19 protein-coding genes are annotated in these 17,158 nt (G+C 31.8%); 7 read left to right on the top strand and 12 right to left on the bottom strand.

Annotation, left to right across the window (positions count from 1 at the left end; translation table 11 throughout):
- The first annotated feature begins 360 nt into the window (after positions 1-360).
- Entirely contained in the window at positions 361-1,119 is a 759-nt protein-coding gene (locus BFG57_RS11435; protein ID WP_069717628.1) for a metallophosphoesterase family protein, read from the top strand.
- Between the two features lie 572 nt (positions 1,120-1,691).
- On the opposite strand, the gene BFG57_RS11430 is transcribed toward BFG57_RS11435, so the two are convergent.
- The 6 genes from BFG57_RS11430 to BFG57_RS11405 all read right to left on the bottom strand — a co-directional run bounded on the left by BFG57_RS11430 (position 1,692) and on the right by BFG57_RS11405 (position 7,958).
- Positions 1,692-3,155: a serine hydrolase gene (locus BFG57_RS11430; RefSeq protein WP_069717627.1), complete on the bottom strand. Its 1,464-nt coding sequence runs from the start codon at positions 3,153-3,155 to the stop codon at positions 1,692-1,694.
- A 59-nt stretch (positions 3,156-3,214) separates the two neighbouring features.
- Positions 3,215-3,730, bottom strand: a complete 516-nt coding sequence (locus BFG57_RS11425) for a GNAT family N-acetyltransferase (RefSeq protein WP_083249214.1) — start codon at positions 3,728-3,730, stop codon at positions 3,215-3,217.
- A 93-nt stretch (positions 3,731-3,823) separates the two neighbouring features.
- Positions 3,824-4,243 carry a VOC family protein gene (locus tag BFG57_RS11420; protein ID WP_069717625.1) on the bottom strand — a complete coding sequence of 140 codons (420 nt, stop codon included), beginning with the start codon at positions 4,241-4,243 and terminating at the stop codon, positions 3,824-3,826.
- Positions 4,244-4,256: 13 nt separating this feature from the next.
- Positions 4,257-5,060, bottom strand: coding sequence for an MBL fold metallo-hydrolase (locus BFG57_RS11415; protein ID WP_069717624.1), 804 nt, complete (start codon positions 5,058-5,060; stop codon positions 4,257-4,259).
- A gap of 90 nt (positions 5,061-5,150) precedes the next feature.
- On the bottom strand, positions 5,151-5,423 hold the full coding sequence (locus tag BFG57_RS11410; protein WP_245676747.1) for a GNAT family N-acetyltransferase: 273 nt from the start codon (positions 5,421-5,423) through the stop codon (positions 5,151-5,153).
- A 1,173-nt stretch (positions 5,424-6,596) separates the two neighbouring features.
- Positions 6,597-7,958, bottom strand: coding sequence for a DUF5050 domain-containing protein (locus BFG57_RS11405; RefSeq protein ID WP_069717623.1), 1,362 nt, complete (start codon positions 7,956-7,958; stop codon positions 6,597-6,599).
- A gap of 795 nt (positions 7,959-8,753) precedes the next feature.
- Here BFG57_RS11405 and BFG57_RS18645 point away from each other — a divergent pair.
- The 3 genes from BFG57_RS18645 (at position 8,754) to BFG57_RS11395 (ending at position 10,308) form a co-directional block, all read left to right on the top strand.
- Entirely contained in the window at positions 8,754-8,924 is a 171-nt protein-coding gene (locus BFG57_RS18645) for a hypothetical protein (protein ID WP_217627928.1), read from the top strand.
- A gap of 468 nt (positions 8,925-9,392) precedes the next feature.
- Positions 9,393-9,797, top strand: a complete 405-nt coding sequence (locus tag BFG57_RS11400; RefSeq protein ID WP_069717622.1) for an ester cyclase — start codon at positions 9,393-9,395, stop codon at positions 9,795-9,797.
- Positions 9,798-9,843: 46 nt separating this feature from the next.
- The gene (locus BFG57_RS11395) at positions 9,844-10,308 is read left to right on the top strand and encodes a GNAT family N-acetyltransferase (protein ID WP_069717621.1); all 465 of its coding nucleotides are present in this window, start codon (positions 9,844-9,846) and stop codon (positions 10,306-10,308) included.
- A 136-nt stretch (positions 10,309-10,444) separates the two neighbouring features.
- Here BFG57_RS11395 and BFG57_RS11390 read toward each other — a convergent pair whose 3' ends face one another.
- From BFG57_RS11390 to BFG57_RS11380, 3 genes are all read right to left on the bottom strand, one after another.
- Positions 10,445-10,630, bottom strand: a complete 186-nt coding sequence (locus BFG57_RS11390) for a hypothetical protein (RefSeq protein WP_069717620.1) — start codon at positions 10,628-10,630, stop codon at positions 10,445-10,447.
- 91 nt (positions 10,631-10,721) lie between these two features.
- Positions 10,722-11,135, bottom strand: coding sequence for a hypothetical protein (locus BFG57_RS11385; RefSeq protein ID WP_069717619.1), 414 nt, complete (start codon positions 11,133-11,135; stop codon positions 10,722-10,724).
- A 35-nt stretch (positions 11,136-11,170) separates the two neighbouring features.
- The gene (locus BFG57_RS11380; RefSeq protein ID WP_069717618.1) at positions 11,171-11,680 is read right to left on the bottom strand and encodes a GNAT family N-acetyltransferase; all 510 of its coding nucleotides are present in this window, start codon (positions 11,678-11,680) and stop codon (positions 11,171-11,173) included.
- Positions 11,681-11,833: 153 nt separating this feature from the next.
- Here BFG57_RS11380 and BFG57_RS11375 point away from each other — a divergent pair, with 153 nt between their 5' ends.
- Positions 11,834-12,133 (top strand): cupin domain-containing protein, encoded by a 300-nt coding sequence (locus BFG57_RS11375; protein ID WP_069717617.1) that lies wholly within the window; start codon positions 11,834-11,836, stop codon positions 12,131-12,133.
- Between the two features lie 355 nt (positions 12,134-12,488).
- On the opposite strand, the gene BFG57_RS11370 is transcribed toward BFG57_RS11375, so the two are convergent.
- Both BFG57_RS11370 and BFG57_RS11365 read right to left on the bottom strand, forming a co-directional pair.
- Positions 12,489-13,349 (bottom strand): gluzincin family metallopeptidase, encoded by an 861-nt coding sequence (locus BFG57_RS11370; RefSeq protein ID WP_217627927.1) that lies wholly within the window; start codon positions 13,347-13,349, stop codon positions 12,489-12,491.
- A gap of 101 nt (positions 13,350-13,450) precedes the next feature.
- Positions 13,451-14,929, bottom strand: a complete 1,479-nt coding sequence (locus BFG57_RS11365; protein WP_069717615.1) for a flotillin family protein — start codon at positions 14,927-14,929, stop codon at positions 13,451-13,453.
- A gap of 574 nt (positions 14,930-15,503) precedes the next feature.
- Between BFG57_RS11365 and BFG57_RS18960 the strand changes: the two genes are divergently transcribed.
- Positions 15,504-15,674 (top strand): hypothetical protein, encoded by a 171-nt coding sequence (locus BFG57_RS18960; RefSeq protein ID WP_175428334.1) that lies wholly within the window; start codon positions 15,504-15,506, stop codon positions 15,672-15,674.
- A 79-nt stretch (positions 15,675-15,753) separates the two neighbouring features.
- Here BFG57_RS18960 and BFG57_RS11360 read toward each other — a convergent pair whose 3' ends face one another.
- On the bottom strand, positions 15,754-16,596 hold the full coding sequence (locus tag BFG57_RS11360) for a DUF6544 family protein (RefSeq protein WP_069717614.1): 843 nt from the start codon (positions 16,594-16,596) through the stop codon (positions 15,754-15,756).
- A 118-nt stretch (positions 16,597-16,714) separates the two neighbouring features.
- Here BFG57_RS11360 and BFG57_RS11355 point away from each other — a divergent pair, with 118 nt between their 5' ends.
- On the top strand, positions 16,715-17,125 hold the full coding sequence (locus BFG57_RS11355) for a GNAT family N-acetyltransferase (protein WP_069717613.1): 411 nt from the start codon (positions 16,715-16,717) through the stop codon (positions 17,123-17,125).
- The last annotated feature ends 33 nt before the right edge of the window (positions 17,126-17,158 follow it).

Raw genomic sequence — 17,158 nt, 5'->3', positions numbered from 1 at the left:
CTTTTTGTTTATATTAAGTAATCCACAAAATCATGTCAGTTGGATTTCATTTTTAAACATTCATGTTGGTTAATAATTGGGACTTGAGTCAATAGATATATTTAATGTGATATTACAACATATCTATATAGAACTCACGAAGTCATTAATTCACCTATACAAAATGAGTTTTCTCCATAATTATAAATTCACCATATTTAGTCATAAAACGATGTTCATCTTATATATAATAAATCATTCTATTATCAATTTAAGACATACAATTTTCTTACTAAACTACACAGATGTTAATATTTGAACTTTCTAAAATATATTGATTTAATTTTGTATATAAAATTTTATTACAAAGGAGTTTGATAAATGAAAGTAGCAGCACTTTACGATATTCATGGAAACCTGCCCGCCTTAAATGCGGTTCTAAATGAACTTAAGAAAATACAACCAGACCTAATTGTTGTTGGTGGAGATATCGTCTCAGGGCCCATGCCACGACAAACCTTAGAACGTCTCATACAACTTGAATACCAAATCCATTATATTCGTGGCAATTGTGATCGAGAAGTAGTTATGGCTTTTGACAATATACCGCTTCGCTCCGATATGTCAGCGAAAGGAAGTGAACTAACACACTGGGTTGCCGATCAATTAACCCACTCTCAACGTGATTTCTTATCTACCTTACCAGAACATATTAAAATCTACATTGATGGATTGGGAGATTTCTTATTCTGTCACGCCACACCTTCTAGTGATGAAGAAATTTTCACACCCATTACTTCTCAAGAACGACTGAGAAATCTTTTTAATAATATTGAATCGGAGATTATTGTATGCGGACATACTCATATACAATTTAAAAAACATGTAGGATCTAAACATATCTTGAATGCAGGAAGTGTTGGGATGCCATTTGCTGATAGCCCAGGAGCGGATTGGCTCTTAATTACATCAGATGGCTATGAATTTAAGCGAACAATGTATGATACTCAAGCTGCCTCTCAATTAATAAGAGCAAATGGAGGACCACAAGCTGATGAATTTGTTGAGAAGAATGTACTAACAGTTCCTCCAATAAATAAATCGATTGAAATGTTAGAACTTATGGCCAAAAATCAATGAACAAACTAATCGATTATATGAGAAACATCTTTCTAGTGTGGTAGTTGAATAGATGACCAACCATAATAGTTATAAACAGCCTTATTCCTATCGTATAGAGCTAAAACTACTTTGGTTATTTTTGTATACTACACAGGTGTATTTTTTTAATTAGAACACACTTTAATAAGGAGGAAATAAGCCATATATTCATAATTCCAATACCAAATATGAATTAATAAAAAAAGCCAATGTACTCTAAAATGATTATATGGCGGATCAGTTATTGGGTAAACATGAAATATGAACCATAAATAAGTTAGTGGAATTTGTATAGAGAATATAAACTGCAAAAGAAAAATGCAAATTATTTTCCCAATAACACAGCTATAGATTTCAGGGTTATAGTGTAATAACATGAATTCGAATATGCCCTAGACGATTCCCCATATAAGAACAACTCTGTTTATACTTCCAAAGATTAATTAAAAGTATAAGTAAACACTATAATAACCTAAAAAGCTCCCAATACCCATCTAGTTTTATGGTTCATATATTCTCTCTTTCAATTCATAAATAAACTATTTATCTTATTATCGAAAACTGGCTTTCTTGTCACTCATCTTCATAGTATTCTTTTGCTTCCCCTTCAAAAATAACAGAACTAGTGATAACAGCCCATTCACAACTAATATTCCGATTAAACATTTTATGATAATTGCTAAATCAGACCCATAATAATTGATAGAGTGCCAAGGTACACCGAAGGCATTAACTAAAATCGGGATTAAACTAATTGCCAAAATAATGGATACAAAGCTAACAACAATCCATAACTTTGTTCTTATTATATTCTTTCTCTTCAAATGAACTAGATTCCATATACATAATAATGCAATAATAAGCGTGACAATTAACGTCATCCACTGCATCTGATGACTTGACTTAGATACTTCAGGCATTACCTCATCCTCGATTATAGTTTTCAGTCCTTCTCTCATATAGGAGGTATGCAACACTTCTGAAATATTATTTTTATTTGTAAGCAAGACAAATCCATAATTTTTACTAGGATTAAGCAAAAGTTCTGCACGCGAATCAGGTGTTTCTCCCCCATGGAAATAATACTCATCGTCTTTTGCTGTAGAAACTCTCCACCCTAATCCATAGTACAAGTCTTTCTTGCGTTGTACTTGAGGAGATGTATACATTTCCATCGTCTGATCAGTTAATAAATCCCCACCATTTAATAAGAATTGTATGTATTTTGTCATATCATTTGTCGTAGAAGCCATATATCCATAAGGTACACCACTATCATCAAATAAATTCTCACTTTTCACTGGTTTACCAAACCAAGACTGGAACCCTGCTTGATAGTCTAGTAGTGAAGCAGTTTCAAAACTAGCAGCAGTTTGATTCATATGTAATATAGAAAATATCTCATCTTTCATAAATTCGGCAAATGTTTGATTTGTAACATTCTCAATTATTTTTCCTAATAATAAATAGTTGGCAGCACTATATTGATGTACTTCACCCGGCTCATGATTGAGATTTACATAATTCAACTTTTCGAAAGCGTTAGTAATAGCAGTTTCTCCTCTTAGCTTAAGGTCTGCTACCTTCAAACCTTCGTATGTACTAATACCACTCGTATGTGTGAGCAGGTGTCGCATCGTAATATCATTCTTAAATTCATTTTTATCATAATTAAAACTTGGTACATACTGATTAATTTCGTCGTCAAGCTGAATATCCTGCTGTTCAAGCAACTTCATAATAGCCAAACTCGTCAAAGGTTTACTAACAGAACCGATTGTAAATAAAGTATCTTTTGTTACTGCGGTACCATCACTTTGAATTCCCCAACTGTCTTCGTAAAATAGTTCTCCACCCTTCACTATTGCCAGTGAAGCACCAGGAATTCTATACTCTTCAATCGCTTTATCCATATATTCCTTAATTAGTTGCGTTTGATCTTGTGCTGAAACACTCATAGATAAAGGAGGAATGAAGATCGTAACTATTAAGAATAACAACATGATTTTTTTCATTCAACTCACCCTTTAACACTTAATTTTACTTTGATCTTTCTCTTATTTAAATGTTAATGCTAACTGGACTCTTCTATAGAAATTGTATACACGTTCACATCTTGCCCAGATAAGATGATTTCTTTTTCTAAGTGCATGCCTAATTTCTGCGCAACATTACTAGAAGCAATATTCCCCGGTTGAATTAACGCAATAAACCTTTGATACTTCAGTTGCTCAACCCCATAATCTAACAACGTTTTTGCTGCTTCTGTCGCATATCCTTGTCCCCAATATTCTCGGGCAATCCAATAACCAATTTCAACCTCTTGTTTACTGTCAACTATTTGTGGAACAAGACCAGCATGACCAATTGGAATATTATCATCTTTTCTAACTATAACTCTCAAACCTAAATCTGAACTTACTTTATATGTGCTGTATATCCATTCTAAAAAACGTTCTGCACCTTCTTTATCTCTCGTCTGTCCGCTCCCAATGAATTGAACCACTTTAGGGTCTGATAATAGAGAAAAAAGAAAATCAAAATCATCGTCAGTATACTGACGCAATAATATCCGATTTGCATTCATCATCATACCATTCACCTTTCATTTTTCTCTAAAGTTGATTATTGATATAACTACATAATATTCCATACATAAGCTATCAACTGTCTACTAATGTTATTAAATCCCTCTGTTATCTCTAAGCTCAATTATTGTACCTTCAGGAGCTATTAGTTTACACAACCTACCATTTTCCACATGATAAATTTCTTGTCCATCTTTTATTTTAAACTCAAAACCTATTTTCTTAAATTTTTCAACCTCATAAGACAAATTTTCAACCCATAAGCATAAATGAACGATACCTTGTGAGTTTGGATTCAAATGTTCAAGCTTCTCACCTATTTTTCCAGTCTGTAGTTCGACATGGAAATCTCCCATTCTTAACCATGAGTTATAATGACGGTTATGAAAATTAGCACTTTCTGAAATTAATTCGAAACCGAGCAAACCTCTATAAAAGTTTAACGATTGCTCATAATTATTAGTCTGAATACATATGTGATGAACGAAGCTAGACTTCTTTTTACTTCTCCTCATAAGATGGATTTAATTATTTTCCTACTTCTCGTATAGCCATTTTTATATTTTCATTATGAGCATTTTTCATTCCTTCATAAAATGGATACTTCTCATGTAATTGAGTTTCCAAGTCTTCATCTGAAACATGTAGTTGCGTTAAATAATACTTTGAAAAATCTATTCTGCTCTTTATTTCATGTGATTCATCTGTTGTATTACCATGGCCTGGTATAAGCACATTAATTTGATGGTTATCTGAAATTCTTTCTGCTTTTTCAATTGTATGAACATAGTCTTTATAACTTGTGTAGATGAACGGAAACTCAACATCAGATAGATAATCACCTGACAAAAATATTCCGTATGGTTCAATTACTGTAAATAAACTGTCGTCGGTATGCCCAGGTGCCTTGTAAAATGTTATGGTAATATCCCCAAGGTCTAATTTTTGTCCATCACTTGAAACGACAATATCAACAATGGGATACTCTACTTGATAGTCCCTATGTAAATAATATTCGTAATCAAACTTATGTATTTTCTTGACTATTTCTTCTTTTCTCGGGTTATTATTAAATTGATCTGTTGCGATCACTTTTGCATCAGGAAATGCACCTGATCCAATAATATGATCATAGTCACTATGCGTATAAATGATATATACTTGCTTATCACCTTTGTTTTCTTCAACGAACTTCCTAATCGTTTCGACTTCACTAGGCAACCAATTAGGATCTGTCATAATCATAATATCAGCTGTTTGTATGATAGCTGAAGTGGTCATATATAGTACGCTTTGAAAAACAGTAATGTTATTTTTCTCATATTGAATCATCGACAATCACCTCATTCATTTATTGCTTTCATGTTATTATTTTTATTTAATCACTATAGTAAAATCTAGTTCATACAAAATCATACTTAATTACACGTACGACTTCGACATATCAATCATTGAATCGAAGCCGAGATTTTCATATACTTTTCTTCCACTTGAACTTGACCATAGTCTAGCACGTTTTGCCCCTTTTTCTTGAAGCAAACAACACACTTCATCCACTAGTTTGTAAGCCAAACCGTTCTTACGATGCGGTTCTAGTGTATACACCGATATTATCCATCCGAATTGACTTTGTTCTTCAGCAAGCCTGAACTTTAAATTGCCAGCACCAAATTCTTTCAAAAATAATTGGTACACTTCTCTAACTCAATTCGGTTTTGGCTTAGGGATATGGTCTGTTTCACTCATTTCACACGCCATCTTATACCAATAATCAGCAATTAACGTAAGATCATTAATTGTCTCCCAACGAAACTTATACAGAAAATCACCTCTTTCCTACTAAACTAAATGCCTTTGCACTGTATTCAGTTTTAGCTACAGATTACATGCAATTATTTCAAATTTTCAATAGATTACAATAGTTCTTTATATGCTTATTGATAATAACAAAAGTCATCAATGATAATTAATCTAAACTAACAGTATTCTTAACAAAAGTTGCTATATAAGGATTCAAAGGAATTATTGGTAAAAAATAGAATAATACTAATTATAAGAATTATTTATGACAGAGGAGCGATTAGCTTGAAGAAATCATTACTCATACTTCTATCACTACTTACCTTGCTCTGTTGCCAACAAAAAAATGAGGAAGTAAGTATTCACCTATCTATTGGTGAAACAACGATATAAAATTCAAAGGGAGATATAGAAAATCAAAGCTATCATTACGGTTCTATAGTTGAAGTAAAAGAAGATAGAATTATATTTACCCCACAAACTACTGATCCTGAAGCTTCAACTGCAATTTTTCACATATTAGTCAATGATAAGACCAAAATTAAAGGAAATAAAGGTTCCTTTAATGAGCTCAATGAACATGACAATGTAAATATATGGACTAAAGAACAAGAAACGGGGGAAAAACTTGCTATAGAAATTGTGGTTATAGATTAATGTAAGCCTAACGAAAATATAATTGATATTTTAATTTTAGAATGAGATAAGAACACTTACAAAAACTTCTTTGAATAGATTCATAAATATAGTTCAAAGGATGGGATAAGCCACGATGCCAATTAATACTATCATATACTATTTTAGGTATATAAAATCATAAAATATTTTTTACATAGTGATACGGAAAACACGTGAAAACCTCCTTTTAATGTTTGTTGGTAACTAACATTATTGCAAGGAAGTAAAGCGTGTTTTTCTTTTTCATGTTATTTCATAAATAGTGATGATGAACCATTAATTTAAAATAAAAAGGGTAAAAAAGCACCCTTGATTCAGGGTGCAATTTGCACTATCATTCTTATTAAATTCTAACTGTTATTATCCTATCATTATTCAGCTTCTGTTATTTCATTTTTCTTCAATTGTATTTTCAAAAATTTCCGGAGAAGTCGAACCATCCGTTTTCATACGATACCTTATATGTTCATTGTTTTCATCCAATAAAAAGTAAATCCATTCCCCTGCTACATGTACATCTTGAAAGCTGTTGTATTCAGGATGTTCTGTTAGTATTTGTTTCTCTGTTCCGTCTGTTTTCATTTTTATCAATTTACTTGGTACTTCTTCTTCATGTGATTTAGTTACAAAATATATCCAGCCTTGATGTATATTAATAGCTGTATTCACATTGTAACTTTCATAGTCTGGATTTTTCACAGAATAATCTGTTAACCATTCAAACTGTGTTCCATCTTGTTTCATGCGATATAATTCATTATGTGCAGAATATATCCAATCTCCTGCTACTATAGTTAGATGTCCCTGAACATCTGTATTTAACTTTTGCATTTCAGTACCATCATTTTTTATTTTATAAATATGAAATTCAAACCCAGGATGATGTACCTTTTCGAAAATAATCCACTCTCCAGAAATATTCACTTCAAAGGCTCTATTATTTGTGAGCACTCGTTTGTCTGTCCCATCAAGATTTGTTCTGTATAAATTTCCTGTAGCAGAAGATTCATTGTTATTATCACTATAAACTAGCATTTCTGGACTTATATCAAAATCGTAAATATGGTCTTGTACAATATGCTGGCTTAAACTCCCATCTAACTTTACTCTACGAACTCCATCGTAGTACTGAATGTAAGCCCAGCCATCTTGAATTAACATTTTATATCCTTTAACTTCATAAACCACTTCACGATCATGACCTTCTGGGCGAACACGAAATAATTTATCATCATCTAAATAGTAATGCCAACCATCAGATAATATAAAATCGGCTGGTTTAGTATCACCATACTCATTAGTAACAATATCACGTGAAAAATTCACTGGATCAATACCGATTACAACAGCATTTTCTTCAGAGTACCATTTCACTTCTTTGTTAAGAGCTTCACTAATAAATCGGAGCGGTACTAGTACGCTCCCATTTGCAACAACTGCAGGTTGATCTAATACTTTTTCTGCACCATTTACTATAGCTGTCGTTGATCCTACTTTTAATATCACTTCATCTTCATTTTTATAGGCTTTTACTGTATTTATTTCAGGATCCCATTTAACCTCTGCTCCTAGTTCTTCAAAAATCCCTCTTAAAGGAACCATTGTATTCCCATTCATCACTTGTGGCGGTTGGTTGAATGTCAGCTCTTTTCCATCAAAATAGACAGAAATTTTCTCAGTGGCTATCGTAACAGTAGAAATGCTAATTGATAACAATAAAATTGCAACTAAAATAAGCGCACTTTTCTTCAACTATCATCATTCCTTTTCCTTAAGATATTTGCATAAATTTAACTAATTACTTTTACCATTCGGATTAACTTTGTTCTTCAGCAAGCAGAATTTCATATTATTAACAGCACTTTTGTGCATGCTACGATATAAATATTATCGTTAAATGCAGGCATAAACTTTAAATTTCTATCATCATGCTCTTTAGTAAATATTTTGTACACTTCTATATCTTGATTTTGTTGTAACGTATGTGTGTAGTATATTGAACTCATTTCTCATGCCATCTAAGGTCAAAAATCTGCCATCTATGTAAGCATTTAATGGTTGCCCTTTGAAACTCCTATATAATATCACCTCGTCCCTTTTATTTAAATACTTTTCGAAACCAATTATTAAGGATATAAAATAAATGCAATTATTTCATGTTTTATCAGAATTTTCAATATGAATTTTAACTGTTTCTCAAATATCTTTTAGATATATCAATAGTTAGATATGAAGTTAAGCAAAAATAAAACTTTAACATTGATTAATGTATGCCCTTCTTCAAAAGAATGTTTCAACAATAATAGAATCTATCTCATTATGAAATTGATTTACGAAAATAATGAATCGATTTAATTACAATAACATCATAAGAGTGATGTTATTATTTTATTTTATGAAAACTTGTTATCAGAACAATTTTTTAACAAAAAATTACATAATCAAACGACAAAACCTCCTAAAGTTAGATGAAGGTATTTATAGGAAATAATAGAATTACTATTTTGTAGTAGTTTTTTAGTGGAGTTGACATTAAACAATAACACTTTGACTACTAAGTTTCATTCCGTTTTATCACTGTTAAGTGATGTAACACTACATAATGAAACATCTAAAAAAGAAAGGAGGCTATCATTCATGGATATCGCCATTGCTATTTTAAATTTCTTCGGTGAATTAATTCCTTTAATCGTTGGACTTCTTGATTTCTTTTCATAATCTGAAAGGATTAATAGCTTTTTTATGATGTAGACATAATGAACAACCCAACCTAGTAGCCAATAACGGAGGGGGGTACTATTTATGGATATCGCAATTGCTATTTTAAATTTTTTCAGTGAATTAATTCCTTTAATTGTTGGACTTCTTGATTTCTTCTCATAATATATAGACTTTAAAAGTAGATGATTATCTCATTAATTTCTTTTCTAAATATTTTTCTAACAACAAATAACTGAATATTTTTAAAAAAAGATCGTCCTTATCATTTGAGGATGATCTTTTTTATTGTATACATGAGACTTATTCAATTAATCTCAAACTCCATCTAGTCTTACTAGACCCTCCTTTGCAAAAACAACACCTTTTACATTTAAAGGATTTACAAACAGAAAATAGAATAATTACTATAAGAAATAAATTCTAGATTAAGATAAAATAATATTTAAAGTTGGGAGATGACAGAAGATGAGCAAAAGAGCTTTAGTTAACAGATGGTTTAATGAAGTATTTACTAAAGGTGACGTTAACTCATTGAAAGAAATTACAGCACCTGATTTTGTTAGCCATGTTCCAGACCATGATTTTAAAGGTCATGATGCGTTTATTAAAGAATTTATGGAGTGGTATAGAAAGGTTTTTATTGATGATGAGTGGACAATCGATGACTATTTGGAAATAGATAATAAGAGTGTCGTTCGGTATACAGGTTATATGACATATAAAGGTGGCTGGTTTGATATCCCATCTACTGATCAACGAGTAAAAGAAACAGGTATGATGATTATTCGTTTCGAGAATGGATTAATAAAAGAAATGTGGTGTGAAATGAGTGATCTGAATTTAATGCATCAACTTAGACCATTTAATTAATCGTATTACTTACTCTATAAGCAACTCTATATAAGGAGAAAACACAATGAGTTACAAATTCGACATTATGACACAGGAACAAGCAGAAGATATCGCATATAAATGGCATTACAATGGAGTGTATGCATTTTACGATATGGAAGCAGATAAAGAAGATTTAACAGAATTTTTAGATCAAGAAGAACGTGCCGACTCCTATTACATTGTAAGTAAAGATAACGAAATGATTGGATTCTTTTGTTTCCAACTGGATGAATGCAACTCAGTGGATATTGGTCTAGGAATGAAACCAGAATTAACGGGTAAAGGATTAGGAAATGAGTTCTTACAAGCAGGATTAGACTACGCTGGAAAAACATACACACCTGACAAACTAACACTTTCAGTTGCTACATTTAACAAAAGAGCAATTAAAGTATATGAGAAAGTTGGGTTCTACCCTGTCAAAACGTTTATGCAAAGCACAAATGGTAGCCACTTTGAATTTGTTAAAATGGAAAAAAATCTCTAACACATAATAAACTCTTCAATATCAGAGTGACAAGATAGTCTCTTCGTATTATAGTAATTTTAAAACCATGTAGTTTGAAGGACGTACAACGATCAAACTACATGGTATCTATGTTTGTTATCCATAATGAACTCACCTATGAATTATTAAATGTCTGAGAAATTTCCTTATCTGCTAGAAACTCATTTGCCTCTTCGACAACTCGATGTTCATTGAGTGCATCATCCGCTACATCATTACCATTCGCTAAACTTTCATACATGTTCTCTGACGTAACTTTTTGTTCTTCTCGCATTTCTTCGTTGCTTTTCTTCTTTGTCATACGTATCACCTCAACACTATTGTTTGCATCTTACTCAAATCCAATTCAGAGTAACATTTAATACTATTGATAATACGTAAATAAAGAGCTTTTATTTTTTTATGAAAGAATCTAATAAAACATAACCAAATATGATGCCGAAAATAGTTGGAGTAAAATTCCCAAACTCATGATATATTCTAGAAGCATAAGGCAAGTAACTGCCTATGGCTGTAAAATATAAATATGGAACAGTAGCCAAATATACTGTAGGAATACCTATAGCGATAAATTTAATCCAATCAAAGGTAAACTTTTGAGCACTTCTAATCTTCGTTATTAAACGTGGGATTCCAAATAATACACCAATTATTATTGAAAAAATACTTGAATACATGAGATATAGAATGCTTTCAACTTTTAGTACTGCAACCTCTTCTAATAAATGCATTTGAATACTTAAACCACCTTTTATAACAACAATCATTAGGATGATATAAGTTAAGTAAAGTAAGAAACGTTTCATTTCATCTCACCTCCCTAATAGTTGTTAATTCCATGTCATACCATTTTATACATAAGAATATCGTCTGCATATTCATTTTCATTCAACTTAATTTCCTTCATTCTCCTACCCTCTTCGACAAATCCGAGCTGTTTATACAACATGATTGCTCTATGATTCGTTGACAGCACACCTAAGCTAACTTTTTCAATATGGGGATTTTGTACAGCCCAGTTTAATAGTTCATTAATTAACATTTTTCCAATTCCAAACCCACGATGCCCATCACTTACTGCCATACCAAACGAACCGACATGTGATAACCTTTGTAAATGATTTGATTGAAATGCAATCCAACCGACAACTACATGATCGACCTCTGCAATAAAGATTATTTCTCGTTCATTTGTTAACATCTTTTCAATCCATTCTCGATGCTGTACTTCCGTTCGGTTAAACTCCTCCTCAACCGAAAGAAAATATTTACCTTCGTTCACGATTGTACGCTGAATTTCTAATATTCTTTCTGCATCCTCTATTCTACCTACACGTATAGAAACATTCATATCAACCTCTCCTCCCTAACATTAAACACTCTTTGTCTATAGCTCTCTTCATAAAAAATATTACCAAGTGTGATATACATCACAGAAATTAATGAACTATTCTTGTACACTAAAACATGTAAAGTAAATCCACAAAACATAAGGAGTGTTACTATGAAACTAGTAACTACAATAAATACATTACAAGATAAAGAAAAGCAACTGGATAAAGTGCTTGAATTTAACAATAATAAAGTCATGCATCTTCAATTAAAAAAAGGTGCGAGTATTCCTGAACATAATGCACCATTTAATGTGCTCGTCGTTGTTCGTAAAGGTAAACTACTGTTTGATGTAAGTGGTACCAAGTCAGAATTAACAAATGAAAACTTTATCCATTTAACACCTCTTGAAAAACATAGTTTAGAAGCAATGGAAGATACAGATGTACTCGTTATAAAAATTGGAAAATAACCTTTAAGAGCTGGCAAATCTGCCGGCTTTTTTCGTTACTGTTGTGAGGACATTAATATTCAAATGGCAAATTCATAGAAGTATAGTCCATAAAAAGGAAATAACAATACAACTTACCACTCCTTTTAAGATTAACACGTTAACTGACTCCATAATATTACACACAATATGAACTAGGAGTTTGAAGACATATACATCTTTAAAAACGTATTCTTTACAGGCATTACAACAAAAAAATAACACACATCTACCTTATTAGAAAAATACAAGAAATTTAAGTAGACAAAACTAAATACATATTTACATTCAAAATAGTTCAATAATTTAATCCGTAACAACTTGCATAGTAAAATCATTAAGGATAGAGAATTTCAAGCTTTTCTTCTTCGGTTAAAGAGTCAAACTCTTTATCGATATACTTCAACCATTCTGATTCTAATTTGTCTATGTCTTTACCTGTCACTTCTTTAAGATCAGAAATTAACGAAGGGCTATTATAAAGGTTTACTATTGAATCTTTAGGGTAATTTTCAAATAAATATTTTATAAAAGAACCAGCTTGTATGTATGATTTCCATTGTGTTTTATCGTCATTACTCCTCAAATAAAGCAATCCTTTTACATTGTGAGCTAAAGTTTCCAGTGGTATAGTTTCGTTCTGATCAATAATATGTTTCATCGTTTTGTGTATACTTAAACTACTGTGAGAGTGAATATCTTTCTCTGGATAAACTCTTTCTGATAAGTAAACAGGAAATCCTTCTTGAGTTAACAGACCGTTTTCGTTATCAAATTCTCCATACCTCATATTTCCTACACCTAAGAGGACATGAGCTAACTCATGAGTTAATTGATAATCTTCACCCCATGTATCATAAATGACTATTTCATCCTTTAATGCATAAGGGGTATTGGACGATTTTCTTAGATGAATAGAAATTTTTTCACTCCATTCATAACCATTATTATATTCTAATATAGCTTCATAAGATGTATTTATCTCATCTGTAATTGCCTCAATTCTCTCGTCATTTAATTCTGATTCATTATAAATAGTAAAATGTGTTTGTTTATCATCAGTTGTAAACTCCCTCATCGTTATTACATTGCTTTCATCATATGTATCTTTATATGAAAAAGCACTCTTTTCATTACTACATGCGTATAGAAAAATAAAACAAAATATTAACAAGAATATTGTTCTCATTATTTCCATCCCTATCATCAATATTGTCAAAAACTCTTATTACGAAAAAAACGATCAGCCTCACTATACACTGGCTGATCGCTCTCACCTTTTCATTAACACAACTATTTTTATTTCTCACTACCTGCTATACTTAACTCCTTTTCATTAACTTCTTCAGATTCACTTGGCAAGTGAATGTGATTAATATGTTCAGTTTTCGTATTTCGATTCACATATGATTTTAGTAGATCACCTACATCAATGCCTGTCATTTCTTTTAATGGCTCTTGCATATCAACCATTGTTTTTGTAACACTTTTCCCATATGAAGGAACTCCTTGACCATTGCCTGAATCAATAATTTTAACGGAATCAATATTGTTTAATGGCTGTGCTACTTTTTCTGCAAAGACTGGTAACATTTCAATTAGCTTCTCTGTAATAATAACTTCACCATGTTTTTCCATTGCTTCTGCTAGTAGCTTACGAGCTTCGGCTTCGGCTTTACCTCGTTCACGAATGACATCTGCTTCTGCAGAACCTTCTTCTCTTCTAATCTTCGCTTTTGCTTCACCATCAATACGTGATTTTTCTGCTTCGGCTTCCGCATTACGAGTTGTTTCATAATACTCTGCATCAGCTTTCGTTTTTCTAACTTTTGCTTCCTCTTCTTCTAGTTTAACTGCACGCTCACGTTCTAAGAACTGAAGTGATAGTTCTTCATCTTTTACCTCTTTCGATAATCTTGCTCTTTCTAACTCATACGATTGTTCAGATTTCGCACGAGCACGTTCTGTTTCTTCTTTAAATGCTGCATCTTTTAAGTCTTTTTCCTTTTTCGATTCTGCAATTGCAATTTGACGTTTATATTCTTCTTCCTTCGCTTCTTGATCTGTTTTTGCTCGGTGTATACGTGTTTCTCGTTCTGTATCTGCTTCAGCAATTTCTGCTTGCTTTCGAACTTCGGCAATACGTGGACGACCTAAGTTTTCTAAGTAACCATTTTCTTCGTCGGCATCTCGTATATCTGTCAAACCTAGAGATGTGATTTTAAATCCCATTAAGTCCAATTGATTTTGAGCAATTTCTGATACATCGCTATTAAACTTTTCACGGTCGTTATTAATTTCTTCGACTGTCATTTTTGATAAAATTGCTCTAAGGTTACTCCCCAAAACCTCAATGATTTCACCTTCAATTTCTTTTTGCTTTTTACCTAGAAACTGCTCTGCATAATTTGCTATACCGTTTAAAGTATCTGCTACTTTCACCATCGCCACTGCATCAGCCACGATAGGTACGCCACCACTTGTATATACTCGAGGTGTTGAAAGCTTCAATTGGAAAGATGTTAAATCTACTGGTGTTGATGTTTGGAATCGTCGAAGACGGTAACCTCCACCACGGATTATTTTCATAGAACGTCCTTCATCATCTACGAAAATATTTGTTTCTTTTTCTGGGTCTCCTAACTTTGGACCAGTAATGATAAGTGCTTCGTTTGATTTTGCTGTTCTGTAACGTAATTTCACCCAGAAGTAATAACCTACTCCTAATAATGCTACCAAGATTAATAATGGAACTAAAATAAAAAGAAACGGGAACATTTAAACAACTCCTTAGAATAATTTACTTTCCATATACCTACAAAGTAAGTTAAAAGGCTTTCATGTATATATACGAATATAGAAAAAGGAAGTTTCAGTAAATTTCAAACCCTTCGAAAGTATCGATATTATTAAAAAGTTAACGTTACATATAAATAGCTTAGATAATGATGAACAATTAGTGGTATATAAGAACAGATTATTAAGTACAAGTTTCATTCCATCAAATATCCATAACCCTTCCATCCTTTCGATAAATTAGTTGGTGATCTACACCTTACCTATATTCAATTTTATGGTAATATTACCTATTTTTATAGATATTTTTAACATTTAGTGTATAATAGTACTTAAGAATTACCATAAAAATTACTTATAGTATAAATTTGTAATATCCAGCTTGCATCTAACTAGTTAATTAGTACTTTTGAACTTATTCTTTAAATCAACTAGAAGAAAATATAAAATTGTAGTTCTAAGTACAGCCTCTAAGTTGATTCAATTAAACTATGTACAATTTCTTCCAAGAAGAATAGTATAATAGTATATACTGAATGAAAGGTGGGAACATGTTATGAATATTTCTTTCTATGAAGATAATGAAGAAGTGATGGTCTCTTCTCCTTTTGAAGTTATCAATCATTTTCGTAATGGAAAGAGTGCCAAGATTAATAACATTACCTATCGTTATGAACAACTAAAGATCATGGGACGAAATCTACAAATTTATATTCGTTCATCTTAACAACTCGAAAAGTGACATGATGTTTCATAATCGATTATGATTTCTTTTTCACCTGACTGAGTATATCACCTTAGTGTATTCACTCTTCGTTATACTCTATTTCTAATATGTCGAACTTGAACCATGTGAAGTCTTCTGTTTCTAACTTCCATGTCACTTCTCCTGTATTAGGTACTTTAATACCATTGTATTGTTTATAATCTGTCAATGATATGATCCAAGGCCTTAATTTATACTCACCCTCATCTTCCATAAACCTATCTGCTTCAAACTTAATTACCTCTCCTTTATCATTAAATGTAAATATACCTGATGCTTTTACACCTTTATACTCCATCGTCGCCCTTGCTCTATAGAAATCTATTTCATCCCAACTTATATAACTAGACAAAGCAGCGCTTGGAAACCAGACTGTCTCTGCTAAAAATCGAAGTAATGTCCCTTGATCCATTTCCTCTCCTTTACTATTGGCTACAGTTATGAACGATAGTAGTTTAATTAACATATTACCCCTACCCGAATAATATCGATCCCTTCCAGCAATATGAACAAAAGGCATTACTTTAATTTTTGCATTCCAAATAAACCCGGGTTCATCTACATTAAAATATTGTTGTGCCGAAACTGTCATCCACGCTTTAGCTGGTTTCAATCTCATGATAGCATTTTGATAAACATGAACTGTCTTGATCTTCTGCTTATTTACAATTTGTGCATATTTCAACCACCTTCGAACTGAGGGTGGTAATCTTTTTATGTCTTGCTCTTTTACAAATTCATTTTCCTGTTTTTTATTTTGGAGCAATTCATCAATCTCATGTTTCACATTTTTCTGAAACTTCATTTTTGAAACAAATACAATGATTATTAACAAGGTCACAAGAATAACGAGAATGAAACAAATAAACTGCAACAATAGCATTTTCAATTCACCTGCTTTCTCACTCTTACTGAATATAAACTTATTTTAAAACATTCATGATATTCTTTCTTAAAATTGTGGTATTATTTATGAAAAATTCTAAATAGGAGGAAAGTAGATGAACAACAATTATCATGTTACATATGAAATTAATAGTATGATTACACCTGAGCAATTATCAAATTTATTTATAACTTCTGGTATCAAAAGACCACTTCAAGATTTAGAAAGACTTTCAAAAATGTTAAAAAATGCAGACATCACTATCTCAGCATGGGAACAAGACAAATTAATTGGGATTGCTCGCTCAATTACAGATTATAGCTATTGCTGTTACTTATCTGATTTAGCTGTCGATAAAGCATATCAAAAGCATGGGATTGGGAAAAAGTTAGTTGAGCTCACACAAGAAGAAATTGGAGACGAAGTGGCTTTAATCTTATTGTCTTCGCCTACTGCAATGGAATATTACCCTAAAATTGGATTTGATAAAATAGACAATGGATTTAAGATAGCAAGATTGAAATAATACTAGATTATTATCAGGTGTAATCATACTATT

Origin of the sequence: Bacillus solimangrovi (assembly GCF_001742425.1) — a bacterium.
Taxonomy (GTDB): Bacteria; Bacillota; Bacilli; order Bacillales; family Bacillaceae_N; genus Bacillus_AV; species Bacillus_AV solimangrovi.
This window is presented reverse-complemented; position numbering and strand designations above follow the sequence as displayed.